General features: G+C 60.1%; 26 protein-coding genes. 13 read left to right on the forward strand and 13 right to left on the reverse strand.

What is annotated here, in order from left to right:
* Positions 1-48 precede the first annotated feature (48 nt).
* The 4 genes from AB1495_RS06855 to AB1495_RS06870 all read right to left on the reverse strand — a co-directional run bounded on the left by AB1495_RS06855 (position 49) and on the right by AB1495_RS06870 (position 4,169).
* Complete coding sequence (locus AB1495_RS06855) at positions 49-1,407, reverse strand: HAMP domain-containing sensor histidine kinase (RefSeq protein WP_074636187.1); 1,359 nt, start codon at positions 1,405-1,407, stop codon at positions 49-51.
* Positions 1,404-2,060, reverse strand: a complete 657-nt coding sequence (locus AB1495_RS06860) for a response regulator transcription factor (protein ID WP_037964708.1) — start codon at positions 2,058-2,060, stop codon at positions 1,404-1,406. Before AB1495_RS06860 ends, AB1495_RS06855 begins: the two co-directional genes overlap by 4 nt.
* 112 nt (positions 2,061-2,172) lie before the next feature.
* Entirely contained in the window at positions 2,173-2,574 is a 402-nt protein-coding gene (locus AB1495_RS06865; protein ID WP_009825846.1) for a diacylglycerol kinase, read from the reverse strand.
* The gene (locus tag AB1495_RS06870; protein ID WP_074636290.1) at positions 2,571-4,169 is read right to left on the reverse strand and encodes a phosphoethanolamine transferase; all 1,599 of its coding nucleotides are present in this window, start codon (positions 4,167-4,169) and stop codon (positions 2,571-2,573) included. The genes AB1495_RS06865 and AB1495_RS06870 overlap by 4 nt, the downstream gene beginning before the upstream one ends.
* A 164-nt stretch (positions 4,170-4,333) precedes the next feature.
* On the opposite strand from AB1495_RS06870, the gene AB1495_RS06875 reads away from it, so the two are divergent.
* Positions 4,334-4,966, forward strand: a complete 633-nt coding sequence (locus tag AB1495_RS06875) for a DUF998 domain-containing protein (protein WP_074636185.1) — start codon at positions 4,334-4,336, stop codon at positions 4,964-4,966.
* A 127-nt stretch (positions 4,967-5,093) separates the two neighbouring features.
* On the opposite strand, the gene leuB is transcribed toward AB1495_RS06875, so the two are convergent.
* The 6 genes from leuB to AB1495_RS06905 all read right to left on the reverse strand — a co-directional run bounded on the left by leuB (position 5,094) and on the right by AB1495_RS06905 (position 10,631).
* The gene (gene leuB / locus AB1495_RS06880) at positions 5,094-6,200 is read right to left on the reverse strand and encodes a 3-isopropylmalate dehydrogenase (protein WP_005851023.1); all 1,107 of its coding nucleotides are present in this window, start codon (positions 6,198-6,200) and stop codon (positions 5,094-5,096) included.
* 65 nt (positions 6,201-6,265) lie between these two features.
* Positions 6,266-7,210 carry an endonuclease/exonuclease/phosphatase family protein gene (locus AB1495_RS06885; RefSeq protein WP_074636181.1) on the reverse strand — a complete coding sequence of 315 codons (945 nt, stop codon included), beginning with the start codon at positions 7,208-7,210 and terminating at the stop codon, positions 6,266-6,268.
* Positions 7,211-7,242: 32 nt separating this feature from the next.
* A complete protein-coding gene (locus AB1495_RS06890; protein ID WP_005851026.1) occupies positions 7,243-8,088 on the reverse strand; it encodes a hypothetical protein in 846 nt (281 codons plus the stop codon).
* A 322-nt stretch (positions 8,089-8,410) separates the two neighbouring features.
* A complete protein-coding gene (gene leuD, locus AB1495_RS06895; protein WP_005851028.1) occupies positions 8,411-9,016 on the reverse strand; it encodes a 3-isopropylmalate dehydratase small subunit in 606 nt (201 codons plus the stop codon).
* 30 nt (positions 9,017-9,046) lie between these two features.
* Positions 9,047-10,456 carry a 3-isopropylmalate dehydratase large subunit gene (gene leuC / locus AB1495_RS06900; RefSeq protein WP_074636179.1) on the reverse strand — a complete coding sequence of 470 codons (1,410 nt, stop codon included), beginning with the start codon at positions 10,454-10,456 and terminating at the stop codon, positions 9,047-9,049.
* A gap of 76 nt (positions 10,457-10,532) precedes the next feature.
* A complete protein-coding gene (locus tag AB1495_RS06905) occupies positions 10,533-10,631 on the reverse strand; it encodes a hypothetical protein (RefSeq protein WP_037954076.1) in 99 nt (32 codons plus the stop codon).
* Between the two features lie 174 nt (positions 10,632-10,805).
* Between AB1495_RS06905 and AB1495_RS06910 the strand changes: the two genes are divergently transcribed.
* From AB1495_RS06910 to rlmH, 3 genes are all read left to right on the forward strand, one after another.
* Positions 10,806-12,161: a mechanosensitive ion channel family protein gene (locus tag AB1495_RS06910; RefSeq protein ID WP_139283815.1), complete on the forward strand. Its 1,356-nt coding sequence runs from the start codon at positions 10,806-10,808 to the stop codon at positions 12,159-12,161.
* A gap of 489 nt (positions 12,162-12,650) precedes the next feature.
* Positions 12,651-13,019: a ribosome silencing factor gene (gene rsfS, locus AB1495_RS06915; RefSeq protein ID WP_005851034.1), complete on the forward strand. Its 369-nt coding sequence runs from the start codon at positions 12,651-12,653 to the stop codon at positions 13,017-13,019.
* Positions 13,020-13,040: 21 nt separating this feature from the next.
* On the forward strand, positions 13,041-13,511 hold the full coding sequence (gene rlmH, locus AB1495_RS06920) for a 23S rRNA (pseudouridine(1915)-N(3))-methyltransferase RlmH (protein WP_074636177.1): 471 nt from the start codon (positions 13,041-13,043) through the stop codon (positions 13,509-13,511).
* A gap of 35 nt (positions 13,512-13,546) precedes the next feature.
* Here the strand turns inward: rlmH and AB1495_RS06925 are convergent, their stop codons facing one another.
* A complete protein-coding gene (locus AB1495_RS06925) occupies positions 13,547-13,903 on the reverse strand; it encodes a hypothetical protein (protein ID WP_005851038.1) in 357 nt (118 codons plus the stop codon).
* 33 nt (positions 13,904-13,936) lie between these two features.
* Complete coding sequence (locus AB1495_RS06930; RefSeq protein WP_037944882.1) at positions 13,937-14,638, reverse strand: DUF599 domain-containing protein; 702 nt, start codon at positions 14,636-14,638, stop codon at positions 13,937-13,939.
* Between the two features lie 81 nt (positions 14,639-14,719).
* On the opposite strand from AB1495_RS06930, the gene AB1495_RS06935 reads away from it, so the two are divergent.
* The 7 genes from AB1495_RS06935 (at position 14,720) to AB1495_RS06965 (ending at position 22,028) form a co-directional block, all read left to right on the forward strand.
* Entirely contained in the window at positions 14,720-16,168 is a 1,449-nt protein-coding gene (locus AB1495_RS06935) for an FAD-linked oxidase C-terminal domain-containing protein (RefSeq protein ID WP_074636175.1), read from the forward strand.
* Between the two features lie 60 nt (positions 16,169-16,228).
* On the forward strand, positions 16,229-17,347 hold the full coding sequence (locus AB1495_RS06940; protein WP_074636173.1) for an FAD-binding protein: 1,119 nt from the start codon (positions 16,229-16,231) through the stop codon (positions 17,345-17,347).
* Positions 17,344-17,709: a hypothetical protein gene (locus AB1495_RS06945; RefSeq protein WP_074636171.1), complete on the forward strand. Its 366-nt coding sequence runs from the start codon at positions 17,344-17,346 to the stop codon at positions 17,707-17,709. The genes AB1495_RS06940 and AB1495_RS06945 overlap by 4 nt, the downstream gene beginning before the upstream one ends.
* A gap of 45 nt (positions 17,710-17,754) precedes the next feature.
* Complete coding sequence (glcF, locus tag AB1495_RS06950) at positions 17,755-19,146, forward strand: glycolate oxidase subunit GlcF (protein WP_074636168.1); 1,392 nt, start codon at positions 17,755-17,757, stop codon at positions 19,144-19,146.
* Positions 19,147-19,252: 106 nt separating this feature from the next.
* Positions 19,253-20,041, forward strand: coding sequence for a serine protease (locus tag AB1495_RS06955; protein ID WP_005851046.1), 789 nt, complete (start codon positions 19,253-19,255; stop codon positions 20,039-20,041).
* A gap of 156 nt (positions 20,042-20,197) precedes the next feature.
* The gene (locus AB1495_RS06960) at positions 20,198-20,668 is read left to right on the forward strand and encodes an Hsp20 family protein (RefSeq protein ID WP_074636166.1); all 471 of its coding nucleotides are present in this window, start codon (positions 20,198-20,200) and stop codon (positions 20,666-20,668) included.
* A gap of 139 nt (positions 20,669-20,807) precedes the next feature.
* Complete coding sequence (locus AB1495_RS06965) at positions 20,808-22,028, forward strand: PLP-dependent aminotransferase family protein (RefSeq protein WP_074636164.1); 1,221 nt, start codon at positions 20,808-20,810, stop codon at positions 22,026-22,028.
* Between the two features lie 60 nt (positions 22,029-22,088).
* Here the strand turns inward: AB1495_RS06965 and AB1495_RS06970 are convergent, their stop codons facing one another.
* On the reverse strand, positions 22,089-23,564 hold the full coding sequence (locus AB1495_RS06970; protein ID WP_037964723.1) for an NAD-dependent succinate-semialdehyde dehydrogenase: 1,476 nt from the start codon (positions 23,562-23,564) through the stop codon (positions 22,089-22,091).
* A gap of 94 nt (positions 23,565-23,658) precedes the next feature.
* On the opposite strand from AB1495_RS06970, the gene AB1495_RS06975 reads away from it, so the two are divergent.
* Together AB1495_RS06975 and AB1495_RS06980 are read left to right on the forward strand one after the other, a co-directional pair.
* Positions 23,659-24,450 (forward strand): alpha/beta hydrolase, encoded by a 792-nt coding sequence (locus AB1495_RS06975; RefSeq protein ID WP_037943008.1) that lies wholly within the window; start codon positions 23,659-23,661, stop codon positions 24,448-24,450.
* 120 nt (positions 24,451-24,570) lie between these two features.
* Positions 24,571-25,794: an aminopeptidase P family protein gene (locus AB1495_RS06980; protein ID WP_074636163.1), complete on the forward strand. Its 1,224-nt coding sequence runs from the start codon at positions 24,571-24,573 to the stop codon at positions 25,792-25,794.
* The last annotated feature ends 55 nt before the right edge of the window (positions 25,795-25,849 follow it).

The raw sequence follows: 25,849 nt of genomic DNA on the forward strand, positions 1-25,849 counted from the left end.
ACAACGCTTGGTGCTGCTTGGGCGTGCTTCCGGAACTGTTGGGGAAAGTCACCTTGGGACGTTCGTCGTCTTGGGCAGGCGCAAGACGGCGGCAAAACCGCGCGGGCTCAGTTCTCGGGGTACGTAAATTTCAAGTTGGCATCCGGACTGGGCGCATAGATCTTGTATGATCGACAGTCCCAGCCCGTATCCATCTGACAGCGCGCCACGTCGGTTGAACCGCTGCTTTATGCGGTCGAGGTCCGCGGGTGAGAGAGGGGCGCAATCGTTCACGACGGCAACTCTCCCCGATTGGCTGGCGTCTACAACCGTGGGCAAAGGGCCGCTAGCGTGCTTCAGGGCGTTGTCGAACATATTGTTCAGGATGATCCCAAGGGCATCCGGATCAACGCGCGTTGAAAAATGAGTTTCGGGAAACTTCAATTCGATCTTTTCCGGGGCGCGGCTTCGGCTGCGCATCTCGGACATCAAAAGCGTGATCACCGGGGAAACATCCGTCGCGACCGCATTGAGGCCCAGTCCTGATTGCGCCCTTGATAATTGCAATAGGCGCTCGATCAAGCGCTCAAGCCGCTTCAGACCTGTTTCGATTTCGACGATATTGTCGATCTTTGCGGGGTCGCTCAGCTTTGCCCGCAGCCGCTGCGCCTGCGCCAGACAAATGGCAACGGGGGTGCGCAATTCATGCGCGGCATTCGTGGCAAAGGCACGTTCTGCGGTGATGGCGCGGTCAAGTCGCCCCATGAGCCCGTCAAGCGTATCAATCGCCGGGGTTATTTCGGAAAAGACATTCTCGCGTTCAATCGGGGAAAGGTTGTGTTCGTTCTTTTCTGCGATGTTCCGGCTGAGCTCGGCAATCATCGCGACTGATCGTCGAACCGCCCAGAAGGAGGATAACGCAAATAGCGCCCCCAACAGGCCAAAACCGATCGCCACAGCGATCACCACATCGGTTATCGCCTCATTGCGTTCCACCATCGGCTCGGCCACCACGACGCTGCCCGTCTCGGGCTGATCTGAACGGAGCATGATAAAGCGATGCCCGGCGGCGGTGCTTAGCCCGGTGGCCAATGGCGTGGGAAGCGCAAAAGTACCAACGCTTTTTGACTGCGCGTAGACCTGACCATCCGGATCCAGATACCACATCAACGCGCGTTCATCCGGCTTACGCAGTTTGCTTTCAAAATCCAGCAAGCCGCCCACGTCAAAGCCCGCGTCGCCTTGGGCCGTTTCGATGAACTCCACCAAGAGATGCGCCTTGCCAATCAGGCTGGCATCAAGCAGCTCGTCATACTCGTCCTTGAAGATATGCTGGACGATCAAAACGCCAATCACCATCACCGCCAGCCCGGGCACAAGCAGCGACCCAAGCAGCGATTGAACCAGACTTTTGTGGCGGCGTGTCATGACGTCAAGGCGTAGCCTAAACCACGGTGCGTGGCGATAAGGTCTTTGCCTAATTTCGTGCGCAAACGGCTGATATGTGCCTCGATCGCGTTGCTTTCGACTTCTTCGCCGTAGTCATAGATGGCAGCTTCAAGGCTCTCCTTCGGCACGATCTGGGGTTTGCGGCGCAGTAGCGTTTCGAAGACGCCCCATTCCTTAGCGGTCAGACGTACGGGCTGTTCAGCGCGCATGACGGTGTGATCGGACAGATTGACCACCACATCGTGCAGCTGAACCGTTTGGGCAAACTGGTTGGCGCTGCGTCGACAGACGGTATGGATGCGCGCTTTGACCTCATCAAGGTCAAAAGGCTTGATCACATAGTCATCAGCCCCCCTGTTCAACCCCTCTATCCGGTCCGACACCTTGTCGCGGGCAGTGAGAATGAGGATCGGCGTGCGTATGGCCTTTGCCCGCAGTTTGCTTAAAAAATCCAACCCGTCGCCATCAGGCAACTGCAGGTCCAGAAGTACCACATCATAGGATAGCGTACGCAGCGCGGCGTCTGCCTCGTCCAGGGTGCAGAACCATTCGACAATGTGACGATCCGCCTCCAGATGCTCTTTCAGCGGCCGCGCCAAAGCTTTTTCATCCTCGATCAAGAGTATGCGCATAATGTTACTGTCCAGTTCCGAGACGCGGCTTAGCCAATTCGGCTGATGCTGACATGATCATAGTTTCAGGCTTAGGGCATTCTATTTTCTGCGACCGGTTCATCGGCATATCTCAGGCCATCCCGAAATAGCGCAAAGCGACCACAGCCATGAAAAAACCGTTCGCGAAAAGCAAACACATGGTCGCGAGCGAACCAAGGTCCTTGGCGTCACGAGCGAAAACCTCCCACTGTGGAGCGAGGTGGTCGACGATACATTCGATCGCCGTATTCAGAGCCTCGACCGCGACAAGCGCCGAAAAGAGGACCAGAAAGACCAGAAAATCAGCGACACCCGCATCCATGATGTAGAGCAGAACACTACCGATTGGCAGCGCCACAATGATATGCCTGAACGCGGTTTCCATCCAAAGACGTCGCAGCCCGCCAATCGAATAGCCCGCAGCGGCAAACAGATGGGCGACCCCCGTAACGCGTTCGGGTTTCTCAAGCGGTTTGATAATTTCCGGCTTCATATCTTGGCCACCTCAGTATTTGTTTTGCAGGAAGCGAAGATATCCAGATCGGGGTTACGCTCTGCAGTGTTGATGTCGAGCATCCCAATTAGGGAATGGAACAGATTGTCGTGTGACAGCGGCTTGTCCTTCTGTTCCGCCACACAGCTTTCATCGATGCCAAAGCGGGTTCGGAATGCGTCTGACATCCATAGGAGCATCGGGACATGGGTCTGCGTGTCCGGGGCCATGAAATAGGGTGCCCCGTGCAAATACAGCCCGCGTTCGCCAAGCGATTCACCGTGGTCGGACACATAAAGCAGTGACGTGGCCAAAGCTTCATTCGCGGCAAGCATTTTTATCGTCTGGGCAAGTATCTGATCTGTATAGGCGATGGTGTTATCATAGGCATTGGTGATCTCCTGCGGGGTGCATTTCTTGAACTCCGCCGTACGGCATGCGGGTGTGAAGCGTTCAAATGCCGCGGGATAGCGCTGATAATAGGTCGGCCCGTGACTGCCGATCTGGTGCAGAACCAGGACCGTGTCCTGCTTGATCGATGCGATGTAGTCTTTCAACGGCTCAAGGAATATGCCGTCGATACATTCTCCCGTTGCACAGAACTCCGGGTCGGTCAGATCGTTGAACCTGCGCGTCTTGAACCGTGCGGCAATCGCTTTGTCGCCGGTGTTATTGTCCCACCATTCGACCTGCAGCCCGGCATGCCCGAAGACATCTAGCACATTCTCGGTCGAGGTGCTTTTTTCAAAGCTGTAGTCATCTCGGCTGTATTTTGAGAACATACAAGGCAGTGACACCGCCGTGGCAGTGCCACAGGACTGGGTATTGCTGAAGTTGATAATTGGCAGCTTGGACAGCTCTGGGTTCGTGTCGACGCCGTATCCGTTCAAGCTGAAATTCTGGGCCCGCGCGGTTTCCCCCGCAACGACAACGGTCAGCATAGGCTTTTGCGGCGCGTCATAGGCAGAACCGCCCCTTGCATTCGTTCCGGTGCTGGTGAGGACCAGATTGGCCGAACGCGACATCATCTTGGCGTAACGGATCGCGCCTACCAACGGGGCACCGGGCTGGTAGCTGCTCATGAAATCCTTCCGCTCGCGCAGGATCGACGCATAGGATTTCAGGTCTGACATCAGCAATCCTGCGGCCAATGCAAGGCTGACAACAAAGGTCACTATCGGCGTTACAGCCGCCCTGATCCGCGTCTGGGGTCGAATGGGCACCCACATCACGATGAGCGCGGGCAACACGCCGAAGACAATAATATGGGTGATGTAGCCAGGTGTTATCAGATGCCGGGATTCCGCGACGGTGGTCACCATGACATTTTGGATCATGTCGCGGTCAACGATAACGCCAAGTGTATCGACGTAATAAGACGTCATGGCGGCCAGTATGAGCATCGAGATCAGAAACGGTTTAACCGTCCACGGATATGCGAACAGGCTGAAGGCGGCCAACGTCAAACAGAACACAGCCCCCATAAAGCCCGCGAGCGACAATAGGTGGCCCGAGAAGACATCCCTTGAGATGTCCCAGAATGTGCTATTATCGACACTGAACACGAATGCGATGGAAAGAACGGTCAGCAGCACGGGGGAGATGCTTATCCGTTCACGCAGAACGGCTAGCCGGGATAAAAGGGTCTTCACAGAGGCCATAATAGAGCTTTCGCAGATTTAGATGCGTGCTCATGACCAGCGTAAGCTTACGAAAAGCTTACGATCGGAATTTTTCATTTTTAAAAGGTAATTTGTACATGGAGAACGAAATCGGCGACGCAGCAGTTCGAGAAAGGCCCGGGCTCGTGCGCCTCCTTGCGTGGTACGCGATATTTGGCTGCATCTTGTTTTCGGGGATGATCCTGATCGCGGATTTTGTTGTTCCGGACCACGACTGGATCGCCGACACCATCAGCGATCTTGGCGCGGGTGAATATGAATATATTGTCGATATCGGCATCTATGGGTTTTCGGCTTCACTGATATCTGTCGCTTTACTTGCCGCGCATATTCATCTGGGCAATTGGCGCTGGAGCGTCGGGATCGTGGGCTTCACCGTCTTGGGGCTGATTGTCTTCCTTGTTGGCGCGCGGAATGAATACGGCGACAACGACAGCGATGGCGTCGTGATCCATAGCTACCTGGTCTATGCTCTTGGCCTTCTTATGGCGATCTTGCCGTGGTCCATGTCAGAAGGGGCGCGCTGCTGCGGTGCGATATACGGCAGAATTCTTGTCGGTCTCTCCGCGCTCTGGACCGTCTCGGCCCCGGTCTTTTTCATGCTACCCACCGATGTCGACGGTCTTTACGAACGGTATCTTGGTGTGATTGCGATGGCGACGGTGATCACTCTGGCGACGTTGTTTCTGCGCCGGCAGGGGCGCGGATAGGGTCACGGCTGCTGCATTCGCTTATGGCCGCTTCAACGGACGTGGCTGCGGCATGCGGCAACGTCTGATGCGTCCGGCGAAAGCAAAGCAGCCCCGCCGGTCATCCGGCAGGGCTGCGCTTTATGTCTTACAGGCTCGCGTCCAGCGCGGCGAGGATTGCGTCACCCATTTCGGAGGTCGAGATGGGTGAGCCGCCTTCGGGGCCCATCAGATCCGCGGTGCGTGCCCCATCGGCGAGCACTTTTTCAACGGCTTTTTCCAGACGCGCGGCCTCATCGCCCTGGTCGAAGGAATAGCGCAGCGCCATTGCAAAGCTGAGGATACAGGCGATGGGGTTCGCCTTCCCTTGACCCGCGATATCGGGAGCAGAGCCGTGGACGGGCTCGTACAGCGCTTTGGGGCGGCCATCGGCATTGGGCGCACCCAACGAGGCAGAGGGCAGCATCCCCAGCGAGCCTGTCAGCATCGCGGCACAATCGGACAGGATATCGCCGAACAGGTTGTCGGTGACGATCACGTCGAACTGCTTGGGCGCGCGCACCAGTTGCATCGCGCCGTTGTCGGCGTACATGTGGGACAGCTCGACATCGGGGTAGTCTTCGTCATGCACCTTCTGCACGACTTCGCGCCACAGGATGCCGCTTTCCATGACGTTGGCTTTCTCCATCGAGCAGACTTTGTTGCCCCGACGACGCGCCAGTTCAAAGGCTGACCGTGCGACACGGTCGATCTCGGATTCGGTGTAGCGCTGTGTATTGATGCCGACGCGTTCGTTGCCTTCCTCGAAAATACCGCGGGGTTCGCCAAAGTAGACACCCGATGTCAGTTCGCGCACGATCATGATGTCGAGCCCGGCAACGAGGTCTTTCTTCAGCGAGGAGAAATCCGCCAGCGCGTCAAAACACTGTGCCGGACGTAGGTTCGAAAACAGGTCCATTTCCTTGCGCAGGCGCAGCAGGCCGCGTTCGGGTTTCACGCTGAAATCAAGCGCGTCGTATTTCGGCCCGCCAACGGCACCCAGCAGAACAGCATCCGCCGCCAGCGCTTTGGCCATCGTGTCGTCATGCAGGGGGGTGCCGTGTTTGTCATAGGCGGCGCCGCCGACCAGATCGTGATCCACGTCAAAGGCCAGATCGCGCTTGTCGCCAAACCAGTCGATGATGCGAACAACCTGGCCCATGACCTCGGGGCCGATGCCGTCACCGGCGAGGATTAGCAATGTGGGGTTGGCCATGCGGTGTCTCCTGAAAAATACGTTGATAGCGGGGTAGCGCGGGGAGCCAGAGGGGTCAAGAACGGCTAGCGGTCAAGATCGACCCAGACTACGCCATGACGGCTGGCAGCAGGGTCGCGGGCCACGCCAGCGGCGACGACGCGCCAGTCGGTTGAGGGCAGTAGATAATCGACACGCATATCGCCCAAACCGTCGAAGGTGACGGTGGGCTGACCCGCCAGCGGGTCGTGGAGCGCGGGGTGATCCAACAGCGTCTGGATCGCGGCGCGCAGCCCTTCGCCTTTCGCCGGATCAAGATTTGCATCCCCCAGCAGGATAAAACGGTCTGTTGGCGGCGGGCCGAAGCTGCCCGCCAGATAGTGATCCCAGAACAGGACTTCATCATGGTTGCGTTTGCCGTTGCGGTCCTCTGGTCCGTCGAACACAGGGGGCGTGGCATAGAAGGTCAGCAGGGTCAGGGGCGCTTGATCTGGGATGTCGATCGGCACGACCCATGCCCCGTGCGAGGCAAGCCGCTGCACCTCTTGCGCCGCGGCAGAGGGGATGGGGGCACCGTCCGTCTGCGGCAGCAGCGCATCGGGCAGGTCGCGCCACAGGAAATCGCTGTAATCCTGAACGTCGGTGCGCAGCACGGGATAGCGCGACAGGATCGACATCGCACCCGCGCCGAAGAAGCGGCCATAGCCCTGACCATCGCGCGCGCCGCCCGCTTTTCCGTCGCCGTCCATATCCAGACCCGTAGGCCGTCCCGCATTCGGGGGCAGCGCGAAACGGTAGGGGTAGCTGGGGCCAGCCTCGCCAAGCCTGTCCGCCAAAGCGCCAAGCGTTGTGCCGCCAAGATCGTAATCCACCCCCTGCAGCACGATGATATCGGCAGCAACATTTTCCAGCAGGCGCGTCACAGCGGTAACCTGCGGGTCCGCCCCTTTGGCAATGTCGCGCAGCAGCAGACCCGGTCCGGCCCGCGATAATTCGGTGTTGAAGGTGGCGATGCGCAGGGGCTCTGCCACCGCGGGGGATGCGGCCAGCAGAACGCCTGCGATCAGGCTGGCTGCAAGCCGTGGTCTTTCTCCGCCTCGTCGGCATAGGCGCGACGGCGTTTTTCTTCGATCATCTCGGCGATCTTGCCCATGGCAATGCCGCGCATGATGATGCTGGCAGGAAGGAAGGCCCATGCGGCGACTGTCCAGATCTGGGTATGCGGGTTTTGCAGTGTAATCGGGTCTAGCAGATCGGCCGCCGCTTTGACTACTGCGGGGATCAGGAAGGGCAGAAGGAAGCCAAGCGCGATATTGATCCGTGCGTCCCGTTGCAGACGATAGATGACATCGCCGCCCGCGGTCGGGTCGAAGAGCGGCAGGTTCACCCAGACGTTAAAGGCCCCCTGACGCACTGGCCAATTCATGATGCGCACCAGCACCAGAAACGCCCCCATCGAGATCAGCGAGATCAGATAGGCCATGCCCGCGGACGTACGGACCGATGTCACCAGTGCGTCGCTGGCGCTTTCGGGCAGCATCAGGACAATCATGCGCACCGGCGAAAAGGGGAAATCCATCGCATTACCAAGGATCGTCCCGATAGAGGTCATGGCACCGCCCAGAACCGAGGGGCTGACCTTTTGCTTCAGGATCAACGTCAGCAGGATGATCGTGACCAGCAAGCAGACATAGCGCAGCCGGTTGAAGGGGGCCGCGTCGCGGAATTCGATGATGCTGGGGAAGTTCGAGTTGTATTCGATAAACGTGAGGAAACAGGCGATCAGCGCCACCAGCATTGTGATCTGGCTGGAATCGTTCAACGCATCGGGTAACATGAGGGCGGGCGTTGCAATCAACAATGCCACCAGAATGCCACGCGCTGCCGCGCCGGATATACGTGCAATCACAAAACTACCCTTCCAAACTGGCCAGCCACGATTCTTTGCCGCGTGCTTGTTCCAACTTGATGCCCTCGGGTGTCGAAGGCCTGCCTCAGAATTGCCTCAATTGTGTCTTCTTTCGCCACATTCCTCAAGCCCGTTCCTGACGATGCGCGCGGATCTGAGACATTTTGAGCGCAGGTGTGGTGCGATATTGCATCATGGCTGCGGCGAAAATGACGCAACCCGCGGCCTGTTGTGGGCAACAAAGCGGTGCCCACAACCATGTATAGAACTCAACCCGTGGTTAGGTCAAGCGCGCCAGCCCGTCGGGCCGGGCCCGTGGGGATCAGACCCAGGGGCGTGCCTGTGCAGCGGCAGATTCGAAGCTGTCGATAGAGGCCGCTTTTTCCAGCGTCAGACCAATATCGTCGAGCCCGTTCATCAGGCAGTGCTTCTTGAACGCGTCAACCTGGAAGCTGATGACTTCGCCGTCAGAGCTGGTGATCGTCTGCGCCTCAAGATCCACTTCGATCCGCGCGTTAGAGCCTTTTTCAGCGTCTTTCATCAACAGGTCCACCTGCTCTTGCGGCAGGGCGATCGGCAGGATGCCGTTCTTGAAGCAGTTGTTGTAGAAGATGTCCGCAAAGCTGGGCGCGATGACACAGGTGATGCCGAAATCGGCGATGGCCCAAGGCGCGTGTTCCCGCGAAGAACCACAACCGAAGTTATCGCCCGCTACAAGAATCTGCGCGTCACGGTATTGCGGTTTGTTGAGCACGAAATCCGGTACTTCGTTGCCGTCGCGGTCATAGCGCATCTCGTCAAACAGGTTCACGCCAAGGCCCGACCGTTTGATCGTTTTCAGGAACTGCTTGGGGATGATCATATCGGTGTCGATATTCACCATCGGCATGGGGGCCGCGATCCCGGAAAGCTTGTCGAATTTGTTCATGGTTTTGTTGTCCTTTGATCTGCTGGCCGCTTACGCGTCGAGCTTGCGGATATCGGTCAAACGTCCGGTAAGAGCGGCAGCGGCAGCCATCGCGGGGGACATCAAATGGGTGCGCCCCTTGAAGCCCTGACGGCCTTCGAAGTTGCGGTTCGATGTCGATGCGCAGCGTTCGCCCGGTGCCAGTTGGTCGGGGTTCATCGCCAGACACATGGAGCACCCCGCAAGGCGCCATTCGAAACCGGCATCCTTGAAGATATCGGCAAGCCCTTCTTCCTCAGCCTGCGCCCGCACAAGGCCAGAGCCCGGAACGATCATGGCGCGCATGCCTTCCTTGATCTTTTTGCCTTTCAGAACCGCCGCCGCAGCGCGCAGGTCTTCGATGCGGCCGTTGGTGCAAGACCCGATGAACACGGTGTCGATCTCGATATCGGTCAGCGCCATGCCTTCGGTCAGGCCCATGTATTCGATCGCGCGTTTCGCCGCGTCGACCTTGCCGCCGGTGTAGTCCGAAGCTGCCGGTACGGTGGCGGTGATCGGCAGAACGTCTTCGGGCGAGGTGCCCCAAGTCACGGCAGGTGCGATGTCTTCGCCCTTGATGGTGATGACCTTGTCCCAATGGGCGTCGTCATCGGAGTACAGCGTTTTCCACCAATCCATCGCGGCTTCCCACTGGGCACCCTTGGGCGCGTGGGGGCGGCCTTTGCAATATTCGAACGTTTTGTCGTCCGGCGCGATCAGGCCAGCGCGCGCGCCGCCTTCGATGGCCATGTTGCAGACGGTCATGCGGCCTTCCATCGACAGGTCACGGATCGCCTCGCCGCAATATTCGATGACATAGCCGGTGCCGCCCGCCGTGCCGGTTTCACCGATCACGGTCATGGTGATGTCCTTGGCGGTCACACCGGGGGCAAGCTTGCCGGTGATCTCGACCTTCATGTTCTTGGATTTCTTCTGGATCAGCGTCTGCGTCGCCAGCACGTGTTCCACCTCCGAGGTGCCGATCCCGTGGGCCAGCGACCCAAAGGCCCCATGTGTCGCGGTGTGGCTGTCACCGCAGACAACGGTCATGCCGGGCAGGGTCCAGCCCTGCTCGGGGCCGACGATATGCACGATGCCCTGACGCACGTCGGACACGGGGTAGTAGTGCAGGCCGAATTCCTTGGCGTTTGTATCAAGGGCGGCCACCTGAACGCGGCTGTCTTCGGTCATCGTCGCGGCGTTGGCGCGGTCCAGCGTGGTCGGCACGTTGTGATCGGGCACAGCGATGGTCTGGTCAGGGCGGCGCACGGTGCGGCCCGTTATCCGCAGCCCTTCAAAGGCTTGCGGGCTGGTCACTTCGTGGACGAGGTGACGGTCGATGTACAGAAGGCAGGTGCCATCGTCGGCCTCGTGCGCGACATGGGCATCCCAGATTTTATCATAGAGCGTTTTGGGGGACATGTGGTCCTCTCCCGTATGTTATGTAAGCGAAGAATAGGGGTGTACGAAAGACGAGCGCCAAGGCGCGGGCGGGCGTTTATAGTCGCGCCAGCACGGTGTGGGTTGCCCCGAAAAAGCGTTCGCGCAAGCGGGCGCGGTCGCAAATGTTGAACAGATCGTCTGAAACATGTGTCATAGCGGCTTAGCTAGACGCTTTCGGCCATGTGATCAAGGATTCTGACGGTGCGCGGTGGTGGCGCGGCTGCATCGGATCGCGTGGTTGTGCGTGGGCGCGGGTATCCCTTCTTGCGCGGTGCGCGGGATTGTCCCACCATTAAAGCCCTGTACAAGTTTCTTGCCTTGAAAGTTCATGATGACCCCAGACCCCTTTGCCCATTTCCTTGAGAGTATCCAGGCGTTGATCGCAGGGGGGATCGGATTGGCAGAAAGCCTGATGCAGCCCGGCTGGCGTCAGTACCAGATGTTCATCCTGCTCGGGCTTGCGCTGATATCATGGGGGCTGCATCACGCCACGGGCAACTGGCTGCAAAACTGGGTCCGCTCGCGCGAGGGGTGGTCCAAGTGGCAGCTGCGCATGGTGGTGCAGGTCAAGCGGCGTCTGGGGCTGATGTGGTTCGCCCTGCTGGCAGGGACGGTCTATCTGGTGATGCAGAACATCACCTGGCCGTCGCGGTCCTATCTGATCGGCATATTCGCAACGCTGGTGGCGGTGTGGGTCTGTATCGCCTTTGCAGCGCGGCTGGTGCGCAACCGCCCCATGCGGCGTCTGGTGACATGGGGGCTGTGGATCTACGCCACGCTCTATGCGCTGAACGTGGTTGATGATGTCTCGGCGTTTCTGGATTCGGTCGCGCTGTCGATCGGGGATTTCCGGCTGTCGCTGCTGACGGTGATCACCGCGCTGGTGGTGATCGGCCTGTTCTTCTCTGTGGCGCGGATCATCAGCCAGACCAGCGCTGCCACGATCCGCAAGAACGAAGACATCAGCCCCTCTATGCAGGTGCTGGCGGTGAAGGGCGTACAGCTGACGCTTTATGGCATCGCGTTCTTTATGGGGGTCAAGGCCGTCGGGATTGACCTGACCGGGCTTGCGGTCCTGTCGGGGGCGATTGGTGTGGGCCTTGGTTTCGGCCTGCAAAAGGTCGTGTCGAACCTTGTGTCGGGGATCATCATCCTCATCGACAAGTCGATCAAGCCGGGGGATGTGATTAGCCTTGGCGATACCTTTGGCTGGATCCAGACCTTGGGCGCGCGCTATGCCTCTGTCGTGACGCGGGACGGGAAGGAATATCTGATCCCGAACGAGGACCTGATCACCGGTCAGGTGGTGAACTGGTCCCACTCCAACGATTTTGTGCGGCTCGATATCTATTTCGGCACGGCTTACGGGGATGATCCCCATGTGGTGCGCAAGCTTGCGGTAGAGGCCGCAAGCGGGGTCGAGAGGGTGCTGAGCTTCAAGGCGCCGGTCTGTCATATCGTGGGCTTTGGTGACAGCAGCGTCGATTACATCCTGCGCTTCTGGATCAAGGACCCGACAGGCGGCCTGACCAATATCAGGGGCAATGTTTATCTGGCGCTTTGGGATGCGTTCAAAGAGCATGGCATTTCGATCCCCTTCCCGCAGCGCGAGGTCAAGGTTCTGGACGACAGCAAGCTCGCCCTGTCCCGCGCCGGTGTAGGTACTGGATCAACACAGGAATGAGCGGCGGGAATCAGCGGGGCCGTGAACCGGTCGTGACTGCGCCCGAACCCCCATATCCCCCTGTCGCGGGCGCATGGCAGCTTTGCGACGCTGTGGCACGACTGCCAACCCGAGCCGGACAGATGGCATATGCGCCTATCGGCCAGACCTTCATGGCGCTGCGAGGAGGGTGGTCGTCGTACCCCCTGACAACGCCAGTGCCGTCGGCAAAAATGCACAGCGGACAAGAGTTTGCCCGTCAGGGCGTGCCATTCTCTCGCCGTGTAACGGGCGGTCGGTCAAAGCGGTGGTGTCGCGGCTCTCGGAGCGGCCCCGACCAGCGCGCGCCGGTAAATGCCGGTCATGGCCGCTTGTCATTGAAATTTCACTTCGGCGTGCCTATTCTAGGACATCCCCAGCGCCGGGGGACTGTCGGCGCGTCTAAAGGAGGACAATGTCCTGTCAACGCTTTCAAATGCAGTTCCGACTGCTACCCCGCAGGCAGCCCTGATGACTGCTGAACAAAACACAGCCACAAGCGACGCTCTGCTGGCTTCAATCCTTTCCCAACTTGACGACGACAAAGCCGAAGAAGTTGTGCAGATCGATCTGCGCGGCAAAACGGCGATTGGCGACTATATGGTTGTTTGCTCCGGCCGGTCTTCGCGTCAGGTTTCGGCAATCGCCGAAAAGCTGGCCCAGATGGTCAAGGACGACTATGGCCGTTCGCCCAAGGTCGAAGGCAAGGAAACCGGCGACTGGGTGCTGATCGACACAGGCGATGTGATCGTTCACGTGTTCCGTCCCGAAGTCCGCGAATTCTACCAGCTGGAGAAGATGTGGATGACCACAGAAGCCCCAGCCGTGATGCCGCATTAAGCTGCCTTTCAGGCAGGAATCATGCGTGTTCACATCTGTGCGGTCGGGCGTTTGCGCGCCGGACCGGAAAAAGACCTCATTGATGATTATCTGAATCGGTTCGATCGAACCGGTCGCGCGCTGGGCCTTGGGCCCGCGCGCGTGATCGAGGTTGAGGATAAGAAAAATGGCGGTATGCCCGCCGAAGCCGCGTTGCTGCGCCGTGCCATTCCTGCGGGGTCGTTGATCTGCGTGATGGACGAACGGGGGAAGGTCGAAACCTCGCCGTATTTCGCCAACCGTCTAGGGGGCTGGCGCGATCAGGGGCGGGGGGATCTGTGCTTTGTCATCGGCGGCGCGGATGGCATCGACAAAGAGCTACGCCGCGAGGCGGATCATGCGCTGTCATTCGGCAGGATGGTTTGGCCGCACATGCTGGTGCGCGTCATGCTGGCAGAACAGCTGTATCGCGCCGCCTCGATCCTGTCGGGCGGCCCATACCACCGCGAATAAATCCGCCAGCTCTGGCGTCGAGCCACGCCCAAACCTTACTTGATCTGGACCTTCTTGATCTCTTTCCCCCAACCGGCCTGCGTATCGCGGGCCTGAATGCCGACCTCTGTCGTGCCCGCGGGCAGCTCAACGCCGGACAGGGAACGGGTCAGCGGTTGTTCGTCCACGTGGGGGTGGATCAATTCGCGGATCGCCAGCTGGTTGCCATCGGCATCCAGAATGCGCCACGCGTCCGAAAAGTGGTCCCAGCCGGTATCATTATGACTGATCGTCACGTCGAACTTATAAAGGCCGCCCTCTTTCGACACGCGCACCGAGTTGATGGAGGTCGGGTCCGCCGCAGCGACCTGTGCTGCAACCAACAGCGGAATGGAAAGGATCAATTTGTACATGAATACACCAATGTCTGAAAACAGACATATAGACTAGCCTTGCTCATTTTCCAATAGAATGCGCCGTGACAGTGACGTGAACTCGCGCCGCCAGATGATGATGACGGTGACCATAGCGGCGACGGTGAGGGGGATCGGGCCGACGATCCAGCCCAGACTGGCCAGCGCAAAATAAAGCGACCGCAACCCCCGATTGAAACTGCGTGCGGCGGTGATGTTGATCTCTGCCGCCTTGGACGCCAACGGGGGTGCGCGGCGGTCTTCGGGGTCATTTGGGACGGCGGCCATAAGCACCGAACAATAGCCAAACAGCCGGTTTGACCAGACGAATTTCAGAAAGCCGTTGGTCAGAAAGAATAGTGGCAGCAGCATTTTGAATTCCCACACCACGGTGGGCAGCTCGGTCAGGGCAAGGTCTTCGACCACCGTAGACAGACGCTCGCTGTTGCCCAAAAGCGCCAATGTCCCACCCAAAGCGATCATGCTGGTAGAGGCGAAGAAAGCTGTGCTTTGCCGCAGGGTGCTGATCATCTGCGAATCAAAGATACGCGGCTGACGGGTGATCATCTGGGTCATCCATTCGCGCCGGTATTGCGCCATGATCAGCGACACAGAGGGCTTTGCGGGGTTCGGGTGTTCGATGCGCCAGCCAATGGCCAGCCAGGCGCAAAAGATTATCGCCAAAGCGGCATAATCCAGCGGTTGAAACAGGGCGATGCGATCCATCCAAGTCATGCTAAGCTGCATACGCCGACTGGTTCTGTGTTGCCAATGTCTTTAATTGGTCATATTATTTTACCAAATTGGAGGTTCGCCATGGAAATGCCTATTCCCAGCCAAGCCGTGATCGCGCACAAGACGCGTGTGGTTGACCGGCTGCGTCAGGTTCTGCCGGCTGATGCTGTCATCTCGGATGAACGCGAGACGCGGGCCTATGAATGTGATGCGCTGACCGCCTATAAATGCGCGCCGATGGTGGCGGTGTTGCCCTATACCACACAGCAGGTGTCGGACGTGTTGCGCATCTGCCACGAAGAAGGCGTGCCCGTCGTGCCGCGCGGGTCCGGTACGTCGCTGGCGGGGGGCGCGCTGCCCACGGCGGACTGCGTGATCCTTGGCGTGGCGCGTATGAACGAGGTGATCGAAACCGATTACCCCAACCGCATCATCAAGGTGCAAACCGGGCGTACCAACCTAAGCGTCACAGGCGCGGTCGAGGAAGACGGCTTCTTTTACGCGCCCGATCCTTCAAGCCAGCTGGCCTGTGCCATCGCGGGCAATATCGCGATGAATTCGGGCGGGGCGCATTGTCTGAAATACGGGGTGACGACCAACAACCTCATGGGCGTTACGATGGTCTTGATGGATGGCGAGGTGATCGAGGTCGGCGGCGCGCATCTGGATGCGGGCGGGCTGGACCTGCTGGGGCTGATCTGCGGCTCTGAAGGGCAGCTGGGGGTCGTCACCGAAGCCACGCTGCGCATCTTGCACAAACCCGAAGGCGCGCGGCCCGTGTTGATCGGGTTCGACGATAACGAGGTCGCGGGGGAATGTGTCTCTGACATCATCAAGGCGGGTGTCTTGCCCGTCGCCATCGAATTCATGGACCGCCCCTGTATCGAAGCGACGGAAGCCTTCGCCAAGGCTGGGTATCCCATGTGCGAGGCATTGCTGATCATTGAGGTCGAAGGCTCTGACGCGGAGATCGACCACCAGTTGGGTCTGATTTCCGACATCGCGCAGCGGCACAATCCGGTGGAGCTGCGGCAATCCAAATCCGCAGAGGAAAGCGCCAAGATCTGGCTGGGTCGGAAATCGGCCTTTGGCGCGATGGGGCAGATCAACGACTACATGTGTCTGGATGGCACCATCCCTGTGTCCTCGCTGCCCTTCGTGCTCAAACGTATCAAGGAACTCAGCGATCAGTTCGGGCTGAAGGTCGGCAATGTGTTCCATGCGGGCGACGGAAATATGCACCCGTTGATCCTGTTTGATGCCAACAAACCGGGCGATCTGGAGCTGTGCGAGGCATTCGGGGCCGAGATCCTCAAGCTCTGCGTCGAGGTGGGCGGCTGTCTGACCGGCGAACATGGCGTCGGGATCGAGAAACGCGATCTGATGCATGTGCAATACGCCCCCGACGATCTGGAGGCGCAGATGGCGGTGAAGGATGTGTTCGACCCCGCATGGCTGCTGAACCCCGCCAAGGTCTTTCCGCTGGACGCGTCAGAGACACGCCGCGCCGTGGCGCTCGCGGCGGAATAACCCGCGCCTGATTAACTGCTGATCTTCAACAGATCACACGCACGACGAAGGAGCCGAGCTATGGCCATCACATCCGAAGAGGCGCTGGTCGATGCGGTCAAAGGCGCCGCTGGCCCGATCTCGGTTCAGGGGGGCGGCACGCGCGGCCTGCCCGCGACGGGTCAGATCATGCGCGTTGCGGGGCTGCAGGGGATCACGCTGTATGAACCCGGTGCGCTGACGCTGGTCGCGAAACCCGGCACTCCCGTGGCCGAGATCGAAGAGGCGCTGGCCGCCGAAAACCAGCGTCTCGCGTTCGAACCGATGGACCATCGCGGACTGTTAGGCACCAGCGGCACGCCGACGATCGGTGGGGTGATGGCAGGCAATATCAGCGGGCCGCGGCGGATCTCGGTCGGGGCGGCGCGGGACTTTCTGCTGGGGGTGCGCTTTGTCGACGGGCGCGGTGCCGTGGTCAAGAACGGCGGGCGCGTGATGAAGAATGTCACCGGCTATGATCTGGTCAAGCTGATGGCGGGGTCTTACGGCACTTTGGGTGTGCTGAGCGAGGTATCGATGAAGGTGCTGCCACGCCCTGAAACGCAGGCGACCTTGGTGTTGCACGGGCTGGACGATGGGGCCGCTGTGGCCGCGATGGCCCGCGCCCTTGGCAGCCCGTTCGAGGTGACAGGTGCCGCCCATGACCCTGCCACCCGCGAAACCGCACTGCGCATCGAAGGGTTCGAGGCATCGGTCAGCTACCGTCTGAGCCAGCTTCAATCGTTGCTCGCCGGCGCGGGGGCAGAGATTGAGCAACGCGACGCAGCGGCGACGCAGGCGCTTTGGTCCGGCATCCGTGATGTGGCGGCGTTTCACGACGGGCAGGGTGATGTGTGGCGCGTGTCGTGCAAACCCTCTGACGCGCCGGGAATCGCGGCGCGGTCGGGGGCAGAGCGCTGGACCTATGACTGGGCGGGCGGGCTGATCTGGCTGCGCAGCGCCGCGGGCCATGATCTGCGCGCGGCCATCGGGCCGATGGATGGGCATGCAACGCTGGTGCGGGCTGATGCGCAGACCAAGGCGCGCTTGGGCGTGTTCCACCCCGAACCCGCCGGTGTGGCGCGGCTGACAGCGGCCCTGCGGGCGCAATTCGATCCCAAGGGCGTTTTTAACGCGGGCCAGCTGGACCGTGCGGCATGAGCTTGCTTGCGGTCTTCCTTGTCGTCTTTATCGGCGGGCCGTTGGTGTTCCGCCTCTTGACCCGTGGCAAGCCTGACCGGCGCAGCCTGCGTGCGCTGGTGCTCTTGGCTTTTCTCTGTGCCGTGGCGGGGATGGCGATACGCTATGGCGTGGCGCAGTATTGGGGCGAAAACCTGCTGGCGTCGACGGGGGCGATTGCCTGTACCTGGCTGGGCTGGATCGCCGTTCTGGCCTTTGTCGCGCAGGTGTTGCGCCGCGCCTATCCCGGCTCCGTCACGCAGCGCTGGACCAATGTGCTGGGGATCTTGGCCACCACGCTGCCCTGGTTCGGCCTGATCTGGGCCAGCACCGTCGCCGCTTAACTCTTTACCTCGTCAGGGTCTCGTGCCCGCAACGCCGGAGCTTTCATGCAAACCACATTCACCGCAGAACAGTTGAAAAACCCCGCGACGGCGCGCAGCAACGAGATCCTGCGCGCCTGTGTGCATTGCGGCTTTTGCACCGCCACATGCCCCACGTATCAGGTGTTGGGTGACGAATTGGATAGCCCGCGCGGGCGTATCTATCTGATCAAGGACATGCTCGAGAACGACCGCGATCCGGATGAAAATACGGTCAAACACATCGACCGCTGCCTGTCCTGTCTGGCGTGTATGACGACCTGCCCCTCGGGCGTGCACTATATGCATCTGGTGGATCACGCCCGCGATTACATCGAAAAACGCTACAAACGGCCCTTCAGCGACCGTGCCCTGCGGTGGATTCTGGCGCGTATCCTGCCCTATCCGACGCGGTTCCGGTTGGCGCTTCTGGGGGCGAAGATCGGGCGGCCCTTTGCGCGGTTGATGCCCGACGCGCGGTTGCGTGCGATGATCGAGATGGCCCCCAAGACGATCCCGCCGGTCAGCCGCAACGACGACCCGCAAAGCTTCCCCGCGCAGGGGGCACCGCGTAAACGGGTGGCGCTGATGACGGGCTGTGCGCAAAAGGCGCTGAACACCGACATCAACGACGCCACCATCCGCCTGCTGACACGGCAGGGCTGCGAAGTGGTCGTCGCCGAAGGCGCGGGCTGCTGCGGGGCGCTGACCCATCACATGGGCAAAACCAGCGAAAGCCACGCCACCGCGGCGCGCAACATCAAGGCATGGTGCGCCGAGATGGACGGGCAGGGGTTGGACGCCATCGTCATCAACACCTCGGGCTGTGGCACCACGGTGAAAGACTACGGCCATATGTTCCGCAATGACCCGCTGGCGGCGGATGCGGCGCGGGTGTCGGCGATCGCCAAGGATGTGTCCGAGGTGCTGCACGACCTTGCGGGGGACGCAGACCCAGACGCCATGCCCAACCCCGCCAAGGGGGATATCGCGGGCATCGATGCGCCAACGGCCCCCACGCCTGCCCATCACGGCCTGACCGTGGCCTATCATGCGGCCTGTTCCCTGCAACACGGCCAGCAGATCAAAAGCTACCCCAAGGATTTGCTGAAACGCGCAGGCTTTACCGTGGTCGAGCCTGCGGATTCACATCTGTGCTGCGGGTCGGCGGGGACGTATAACCTGATGCAGCCCGAAATCTCTAAGCAGTTGAAAGAACGCAAGGTCAGAACCCTGCAGGCCAAGAACCCCGACGTGATCGCGGCAGGCAATATCGGCTGCATGATGCAGATCGGATCGGCGGCGGGCGTGCCCGTGGTGCACACGGTAGAGTTGCTGGATTGGGCGTCGGGCGGGCCGAAGCCTCCGGCGTTGTCGCAAGAAAAAGGCGCAAATTTGCAGATTCCTCGCCTCCGCTAAGGTTTTCGCCGCATTTTCGCCTTATCTCGCGGCTAGGAAAGGCTAAAGACCAGACCTCACCGAAGTAGGAGCGATATCCGTGCGCCGTTGGGTAGCCATCTCTATCATGTGCCTGACCGTCGCGACGGCCGGGCTTGCTCAGGATGCGCGGCTGCGCAGGCTGGACACGGGGGTGGATGCCGGCGCGTGGGAGGCCGTGGGCCGTCTGGATATCGGCGGTAAAGGGTTTTGCACCGGCGCGTTGATCGCGCCCCGTCTTGTGCTGACAGCTGCGCATTGTCTGTACGACAAGGAAAGCAAGCAGCGCATTGATCATGGCGAGGTAGAATTCCTTGCCGGTTGGCGCAACGGGCGGGCGGGGGCCTATCGCAATGTGCGCCGTGCGGTGGTGCATCCCGATTATGTCTACGACGGCGTCGTATCCTCGGACCGTGTGCGCAACGATCTGGCCCTGCTCGAACTTGACCGGCCGATCCGCAATACCACGATCAAACCCTTCGACACCGCCCGCCGTCCGCGCCGCGGCGACCAGTTGGGGGTGGTGAGCTATGCCAAGGACCGGTCAGAGGCACCGTCCCTGCAAGAGGTCTGCAGCGTGCTGGCCCGCCAAGAAGGCGTGCTGGTGACCACATGCTCCGTCGATTTCGGGGCCAGTGGTGCGCCGATCTTTACCTTTGAAAACGGGGTGCCGCAGATCGTGTCTGTCGTGTCCGCCAAGGCCCATGTCGAGGACAAGGAAGTGTCCCTTGGTACCGCGCTTGGTGCGCCGCTGGCCCGGCTTCAGGCGGATCTGGTGGCGGGCAAGGGTGTTTTCCAAGGCGGAGGTGTTGTCAGCAAGCGCATCACGTCAGAGGATCGCCGCCGCACCACCGGCGCGAAATTCGTCAAACCCTGACCTTGTCATCAGGGGTGATTTTGTCCCCTTGAAACGCGATTTACCCATCCCCACATGCATGTCACCGGAACGCCTGTTGAGGGTTCCGGTAGACAACCCAAGGTCTGTCCATGGTGGAAGGCCTGAATGATTATCGCTCAAACGAGGATGAATACTATGCGTAGTTTTGATTTTGCACCGCTGCACCGTTCGACTGTCGGCTTTGACCAGATTGCCAATCTGATGGATCGCGTGATGGCCAACGACGCACCGCAGCCAAGCTATCCCCCTTACAACATCGAAAAACTGGACGATGATTCCTATCGTATCAGCATCGCCGTCGCCGGCTTTACCGAAGGCGACCTGAGCGTTGAAGTCCGTGAAAAATCGCTGATCGTCTCGGCGCGCAAAGCTGATGAAGATACGGACAAGACCTATCTGCATCGTGGCATCGCGACCCGCGCGTTCGAACGCCGCTTCCATCTGGCGGATCACGTGCAAGTGACCGGCGCGGCCCATGCCGACGGTATGCTGCACATCGATCTGGAGCGTCAGGTGCCCGAAGCGCTGAAGCCGCGCCAGATCCAGATCGCGCGTGCGACAAAGGCGATTGAAAAGGATGTAGTTGACGCGAACACCGTCAACTAAGCGACACCTCTGTGACAGACGAAGCCCGGTGCATTTGCGCCGGGCTTTTTTGTGCGCGCATGGGGGCTAGGTCACAGTTGTTGACTTAAAATAGCGCAGTGGGCACAGTGCCCCGATCCAGTCGGGGGAGGAACGCCGGATGTCACTGCAGGAAATATTTGCCACACGCGCCAATCGCATGAAGGCGTCGGAAATTCGCGAGCTGCTCAAGCTGTTGGACCAGCCGGATATCATCTCTTTCGCGGGTGGTATCCCTGACCCTGATTTGTTTCCAAAAACGGCGTTTCAGGACGCTTTTGCCGAGGTGCTGAACGGGCCGATGGCGGCGCAGGGGTTGCAGTATTCCACCAGCGAGGGGCACAAACCGCTGCGTGTCTGGATTGCCGCGCAGATGCAGGCGATCGGTATTCCCGCGACGCCGGACAACATCCTGATCACCTCGGGCTCGCAGCAGGCGCTGGATTATCTGGGCAAGCTGTTCCTGTCGCCGGGGGATACCGCGCTGGTGGGCTGGCCGACCTATCTGGGGGCGTTGGGCGCCTTTAACGCCTACGAGCCGCGCTATGACAAGCTGGACCCGCTGAGCAACCGCAGTGGCGCGGATTATATCGCCGCCGCGAAAGAGGCAGGCGGCGCGGCCAAGTTCGCCTATCTTTCCGTTGATTTTGCCAATCCGACAGGGGCCACCGTCAGCCGCGCCGCGCGCGAGCGGGTGATTGATCTGGCCGAGGAAATGGACATCGCCGTGATCGAAGACGCGGCCTATCAGTCGCTGCGCTTTGACGGCGACGCGATCCCGCCGATCCTCGCGCTTGAGGCCGAACGCCGGAATGGTGATCTGGAAGCCTGCCGGACGATCTATTGCGGCAGCTTTTCGAAAACATTGTCGCCCGGGCTGCGTGTGGGCTGGGTCTGCGCCGCGATGCCGGTGATCTCGCAACTCGTGTTGATGAAACAGGCGGCGGATCTGCACAGTGCCACATTGAACCAGATTGCCGTGGCCTCGGTCGCGGAACAGCATTTCGACAGCCACATCGACACGATCCGAAGCGCCTACCGTGCACGTCGCGATGCTATGCTGGAAGCGCTGCAGGCCCATATGCCCGATGGGGTGAGCTGGACCAAACCCGAAGGTGGCATGTTCATCTGGGTGACACTGCCCGACACGCTGGACGGGGCCGATCTGCTGAAACAATCGCTGGAAAGCGAACGGGTCGCCTTTGTACCGGGGCACGCGTTTTTCGCGGACGGGTCGGGGCGCAATACATTGCGGCTCAGCTATTCCACCTCGACCGAAGGCAAGATCGCGGAAGGGATCGAACGCTTGGGCCAGTTGATCACCCGCGCGCTGAACGGCTGATACGAAAACGGGCGGCAGGATGATCCCGCCGCCCGTTTCTAATACCGGATGATCTGCAGGTCAGACCGACATGCAGATGTATTTCATCTCCAGGTAATCCTCGATCCCGTGGTGGCTGCCTTCGCGGCCCAGACCGGACTGCTTGACGCCGCCAAACGGCGCGACCTCGGTCGAGATGATGCCGGTGTTCACACCCACGATGCCATATTCCAGCGCCTCTGCGACCTTGTACACGCGGCTTAGGTCTTTGGCGTAGAAGTAGGATGCGAGGCCAAAGATCGTGTCATTCGCCATCTCGATCACGTCGTCTTCGTTGTCGAACTTGAACAGCGGGGCGAGCGGGCCGAAGGTTTCCTCTTTCGAGACTTTCATATCCTGCGTCACACCGGTGATGATGGTCGGCGCGAGGAAGTTGCCCTCCATCTTCTCTTCTTTGCTGCCCAGCAGGATTTCGGCACCTTTCGACACCGCGTCCTCGACATGTTCTTTCACCTTCTCGGAGGCATCGCCGTTGATCAGCGGCCCCAGCTCTACGCCGTCTTCAAAGCCGTCGCCGACCTTCATCTTTTCAACGCGCGCTTTCAGCTTTTCAGCGAAGGCGTCATAGACACCGGCTTGCACATAGATGCGGTTCGCGCAAACACAGGTCTGGCCGTTGTTGCGGAACTTGCACAGGATCGCGCCTTCGACAGCGGCGTCCAGATCGGCGTCGTCAAAGACGATGAACGGCGCGTTGCCCCCCAGTTCCATCGAGCATTTCATGACCTGATCGGCAGCCTGTTTCAGCAGGATGCGGCCCACTTCGGTCGAACCGGTAAAGGTCAGTTTGCGCACGGCGGGGTTTTCGCAGAATTCCTTGCCCACGGCAGAGGAAGAGGACGACGGCAGCACGTTGAACACGCCTGCGGGGATGCCCGCGCGTTCGGCCAGCACACCCATCACGATTGCCGACAGCGGTGTTTCCGCAGCGGGGCGCGCCACAAAGGCGCAGCCAGCGGCCAGCGCGGGCGCGGCCTTGCGGGTGATCATCGCGTTGGGGAAGTTCCAGGGCGTGATCGACGCGGCCACGCCGATGGGCTGCTTGATTACGGTGATCCGCTTGTCGCGCTGGTGGCCGGGGATGGTCTCACCGTAGACGCGTTTGGCCTCTTCGCCGAAGAATTCGATAAAGGACGCGCCATAGGCGATTTCGCCTTTGGCCTCGCCCAGAGGCTTGCCCTGTTCAGCGGTCAGGATGGCCCCCAGATCGTCTTGGTTTTCCATCATCAGGTCGAACCATTTGCGCATGACGCCGGCCCGTTCCTTGCCAGTCCAGCTGGCCCATTCCTTCTGTGCCTTTTCCGCCTGGGCGATGGCACCGGCCACCTGCGCACGGCTGAGGTTGGCGACCTTGGCAATCACATCGCCGCGGGCGGGGTTCACCACATCAAAGGTGCCATCGTCGCCATCCACCCATTCGCCACCGATATAGGCGCGGGTCTCTAGCAGGCTTGGATCCTTGAGCATTGATTTCAGGTCAGTCTTTGCGTCAGTCATTTTGATCTCTCCGCTTTTGTCTGTGGTTACCCAAAGCAACAAACGCTATGATTGTCTAGTTCCAGTTCGTATCGGGACGCTGACGGAGGACCACATGCAGCTAGACGACGCCTATGCCAACGCCGCTTATATCGATAACGCAGAGGCATATCCGCCCCGCTGGAAAGACGCCGCAGCGGCATTCCGCAAGAAGCTGGGGTTTCGTGCGCAAAAGAATATCTCTTACGGGCCGACCGACCGCGAAATCTATGATCTGTTTGAACCCGAAGGCGTGTCGCGGGGCACGGTGATCTTTGTCCACGGTGGCTATTGGAAAGCGTTTGCCCCTGCCGATTGGTCCCATCTGGCGGCTGGTCCCCTGGCGCGCGGCTATGCGGTTGCGATGGTCGGCTATGACCTGTGCCCCGATGTGCGGATCAGCCAGATCACCGGACAGGTCGCTCGCGCCATTTCCGAGATCGCCAAACGCACCCAGGGTGCGCTGGCGCTTGTCGGCCATTCCGCAGGGGGGCAGCAGGTTGCCCGCATGACCGACCCGCTGATCCTGTCCGGCGATGTCCGCGACCGGATCGAGAATATCGTGTCCATCTCGCCTGTGGCAGACCTGATGCCGCTGTTGCAGACCTCTATGAACGACATCCTTCAGCTGGACGAAGCCGAAGCGACGGCGGAAAGCCCCGTGAACATGACGCCGCCCCATGGGGTGAACGTCACGATCTGGGTCGGGGCCGATGAGCGCCCCGCCTTTCTGGAGCAGGCCGAACAATTCTCGCGCGTGTGGGGGGCCAAGCAGTTCGTCGTCGAGGGGCGGCACCACTTTGACATTATCGACCTGCTGGAAGACCCCGACAGCGATATGGTGAAAGCGCTGCTTGGCATAAAGTGAGCCTTGATCGGGCCGCGCAAATCGGCGAGACAGGGGGCGGGTTGGGACGATGGCGTCGTCCTGCATTTCACGGCCCTTGCGTCCTGCACGCCGGGACCTTTCTGAGAAGGAGGGTCTGATATGACCAATACATCCAAAACCGCCCGTCCCGATATGTACCGTTTCCATAACGGCACGAAGTCTCCGCTGCCGTTTGACACCGCTGAATACGAAGCGCGTCTGGAAGAGCTGCGCGAACGGATGGATGCGGCCGGAGCGACGGCGGCGGTCTTCACGTCGATGCACAATATCGCCTACTATTCGGGCTTTCTCTATTGCGCCTTTGGCCGCCCCTATGGGCTGGTGGTGACCGAGACAGACTGTGTGACGATTTCCGCAGGCATCGACGCCGGTCAGCCGTGGCGCCGCAGCTTTTGCGATAACATCACCTATACCGACTGGCAGCGCGACAATTACTGGCGCGCCGTCGCCTCGGTTACGGGCAAGGGCGCGGTGATCGGCTATGAAGGGGACCACTTGACGCTAATGCAGCGCGACAAGCTGGAAGATTTCCTTGAGCCGGTGGTGATGATCGACCTGTTCGAGACGACCATGCGCCAGCGGATGCACAAGTCTCCGGCAGAGATTGCGTTGATCCGTCAGGCCGCTCAGGTTGCTGATGTGGGCGGCTATGCGATCCGCGATGCGGTCAAGATCGGCGCGCGCGAGATCGACATCGCAATGGCAGGCCGCGATGCGATGGAGCTTGAGATTGCCAAGCGGTTCCCCGACGCCGAATACCGCGACACCTGGGTGTGGTTCCAATCCGGCATCAACACCGATGGTGCGCATAATCCGGTTACCGCACGGCAACTGCAACGCGGCGATATCCTGTCGCTGAACACCTTCCCGATGATCTCGGCCTATTACGTGGCGCTGGAACGCACCATGTTCGCCGGAGAGGTGGACCCCGCAAGCCTGAAAATCTGGGAGGCCAATGTCGCTGCCCATGAATACGGGATGAGCCTGCTGAAGCCCGGTATCAGCTGCGCCGACGTGACCCACAATATCAACGCCTTCCTCGAAGAGCGTGACCTGCTGCAATACCGCACCTTTGGCTATGGCCATTCGTTCGGGGTGCTGTCGCATTTCTATGGCCGCGAAGCAGGACTGGAACTGCGCGAGGACATCGACACGGTGCTTGAACCCGGCATGGTCATCTCGATGGAGCCGATGCTGACCCTTCCCGAAGGTCAACCCGGCGCGGGCGGCTACCGCGAACACGATATTCTGGTGATCACAGAAGACGGCAACGACAATATCACCGGCTATCCTTATGGCCCTGATTTCAACGTCGTAGGCTGATCGCGCTGCCCCCTTTACGGGGGGGCAAACGCCCTTTTGGCGGTTGGGGGTGACC

Source organism: Sulfitobacter pontiacus, from assembly GCF_040790665.1.
Classification (GTDB): Bacteria; Pseudomonadota; Alphaproteobacteria; order Rhodobacterales; family Rhodobacteraceae; genus Sulfitobacter; species Sulfitobacter pontiacus.

Excerpts from the sequence above, each read along its gene's own strand:
- AB1495_RS06855 (WP_074636187.1), bottom strand. The coding sequence starts at position 1,407 with ATGACACGCCGCCACAAAAGTCTGGTTCAATCGCTGCTTGGGTCGCTG.
- AB1495_RS06860 (WP_037964708.1), bottom strand. The coding sequence starts at position 2,060 with ATGCGCATACTCTTGATCGAGGATGAAAAAGCTTTGGCGCGGCCGCTG.
- AB1495_RS06865 (WP_009825846.1), bottom strand. The coding sequence starts at position 2,574 with ATGAAGCCGGAAATTATCAAACCGCTTGAGAAACCCGAACGCGTTACG.
- AB1495_RS06875 (WP_074636185.1), top strand. The coding sequence starts at position 4,334 with ATGGAGAACGAAATCGGCGACGCAGCAGTTCGAGAAAGGCCCGGGCTC.
- leuB (WP_005851023.1), bottom strand. The coding sequence starts at position 6,200 with ATGGCCAACCCCACATTGCTAATCCTCGCCGGTGACGGCATCGGCCCC.
- leuD (WP_005851028.1), bottom strand. The coding sequence starts at position 9,016 with ATGAACAAATTCGACAAGCTTTCCGGGATCGCGGCCCCCATGCCGATG.
- leuC (WP_074636179.1), bottom strand. The coding sequence starts at position 10,456 with ATGTCCCCCAAAACGCTCTATGATAAAATCTGGGATGCCCATGTCGCG.
- AB1495_RS06905 (WP_037954076.1), bottom strand. The coding sequence starts at position 10,631 with ATGACACATGTTTCAGACGATCTGTTCAACATTTGCGACCGCGCCCGC.
- AB1495_RS06910 (WP_139283815.1), top strand. The coding sequence starts at position 10,806 with ATGATGACCCCAGACCCCTTTGCCCATTTCCTTGAGAGTATCCAGGCG.
- rsfS (WP_005851034.1), top strand. The coding sequence starts at position 12,651 with ATGACTGCTGAACAAAACACAGCCACAAGCGACGCTCTGCTGGCTTCA.
- rlmH (WP_074636177.1), top strand. The coding sequence starts at position 13,041 with ATGCGTGTTCACATCTGTGCGGTCGGGCGTTTGCGCGCCGGACCGGAA.
- AB1495_RS06925 (WP_005851038.1), bottom strand. The coding sequence starts at position 13,903 with ATGTACAAATTGATCCTTTCCATTCCGCTGTTGGTTGCAGCACAGGTC.
- AB1495_RS06930 (WP_037944882.1), bottom strand. The coding sequence starts at position 14,638 with ATGACTTGGATGGATCGCATCGCCCTGTTTCAACCGCTGGATTATGCC.
- AB1495_RS06935 (WP_074636175.1), top strand. The coding sequence starts at position 14,720 with ATGGAAATGCCTATTCCCAGCCAAGCCGTGATCGCGCACAAGACGCGT.
- AB1495_RS06940 (WP_074636173.1), top strand. The coding sequence starts at position 16,229 with ATGGCCATCACATCCGAAGAGGCGCTGGTCGATGCGGTCAAAGGCGCC.
- AB1495_RS06945 (WP_074636171.1), top strand. The coding sequence starts at position 17,344 with ATGAGCTTGCTTGCGGTCTTCCTTGTCGTCTTTATCGGCGGGCCGTTG.
- glcF (WP_074636168.1), top strand. The coding sequence starts at position 17,755 with ATGCAAACCACATTCACCGCAGAACAGTTGAAAAACCCCGCGACGGCG.
- AB1495_RS06955 (WP_005851046.1), top strand. The coding sequence starts at position 19,253 with ATGTGCCTGACCGTCGCGACGGCCGGGCTTGCTCAGGATGCGCGGCTG.
- AB1495_RS06960 (WP_074636166.1), top strand. The coding sequence starts at position 20,198 with ATGCGTAGTTTTGATTTTGCACCGCTGCACCGTTCGACTGTCGGCTTT.
- AB1495_RS06965 (WP_074636164.1), top strand. The coding sequence starts at position 20,808 with ATGTCACTGCAGGAAATATTTGCCACACGCGCCAATCGCATGAAGGCG.
- AB1495_RS06970 (WP_037964723.1), bottom strand. The coding sequence starts at position 23,564 with ATGACTGACGCAAAGACTGACCTGAAATCAATGCTCAAGGATCCAAGC.
- AB1495_RS06975 (WP_037943008.1), top strand. The coding sequence starts at position 23,659 with ATGCAGCTAGACGACGCCTATGCCAACGCCGCTTATATCGATAACGCA.
- AB1495_RS06980 (WP_074636163.1), top strand. The coding sequence starts at position 24,571 with ATGACCAATACATCCAAAACCGCCCGTCCCGATATGTACCGTTTCCAT.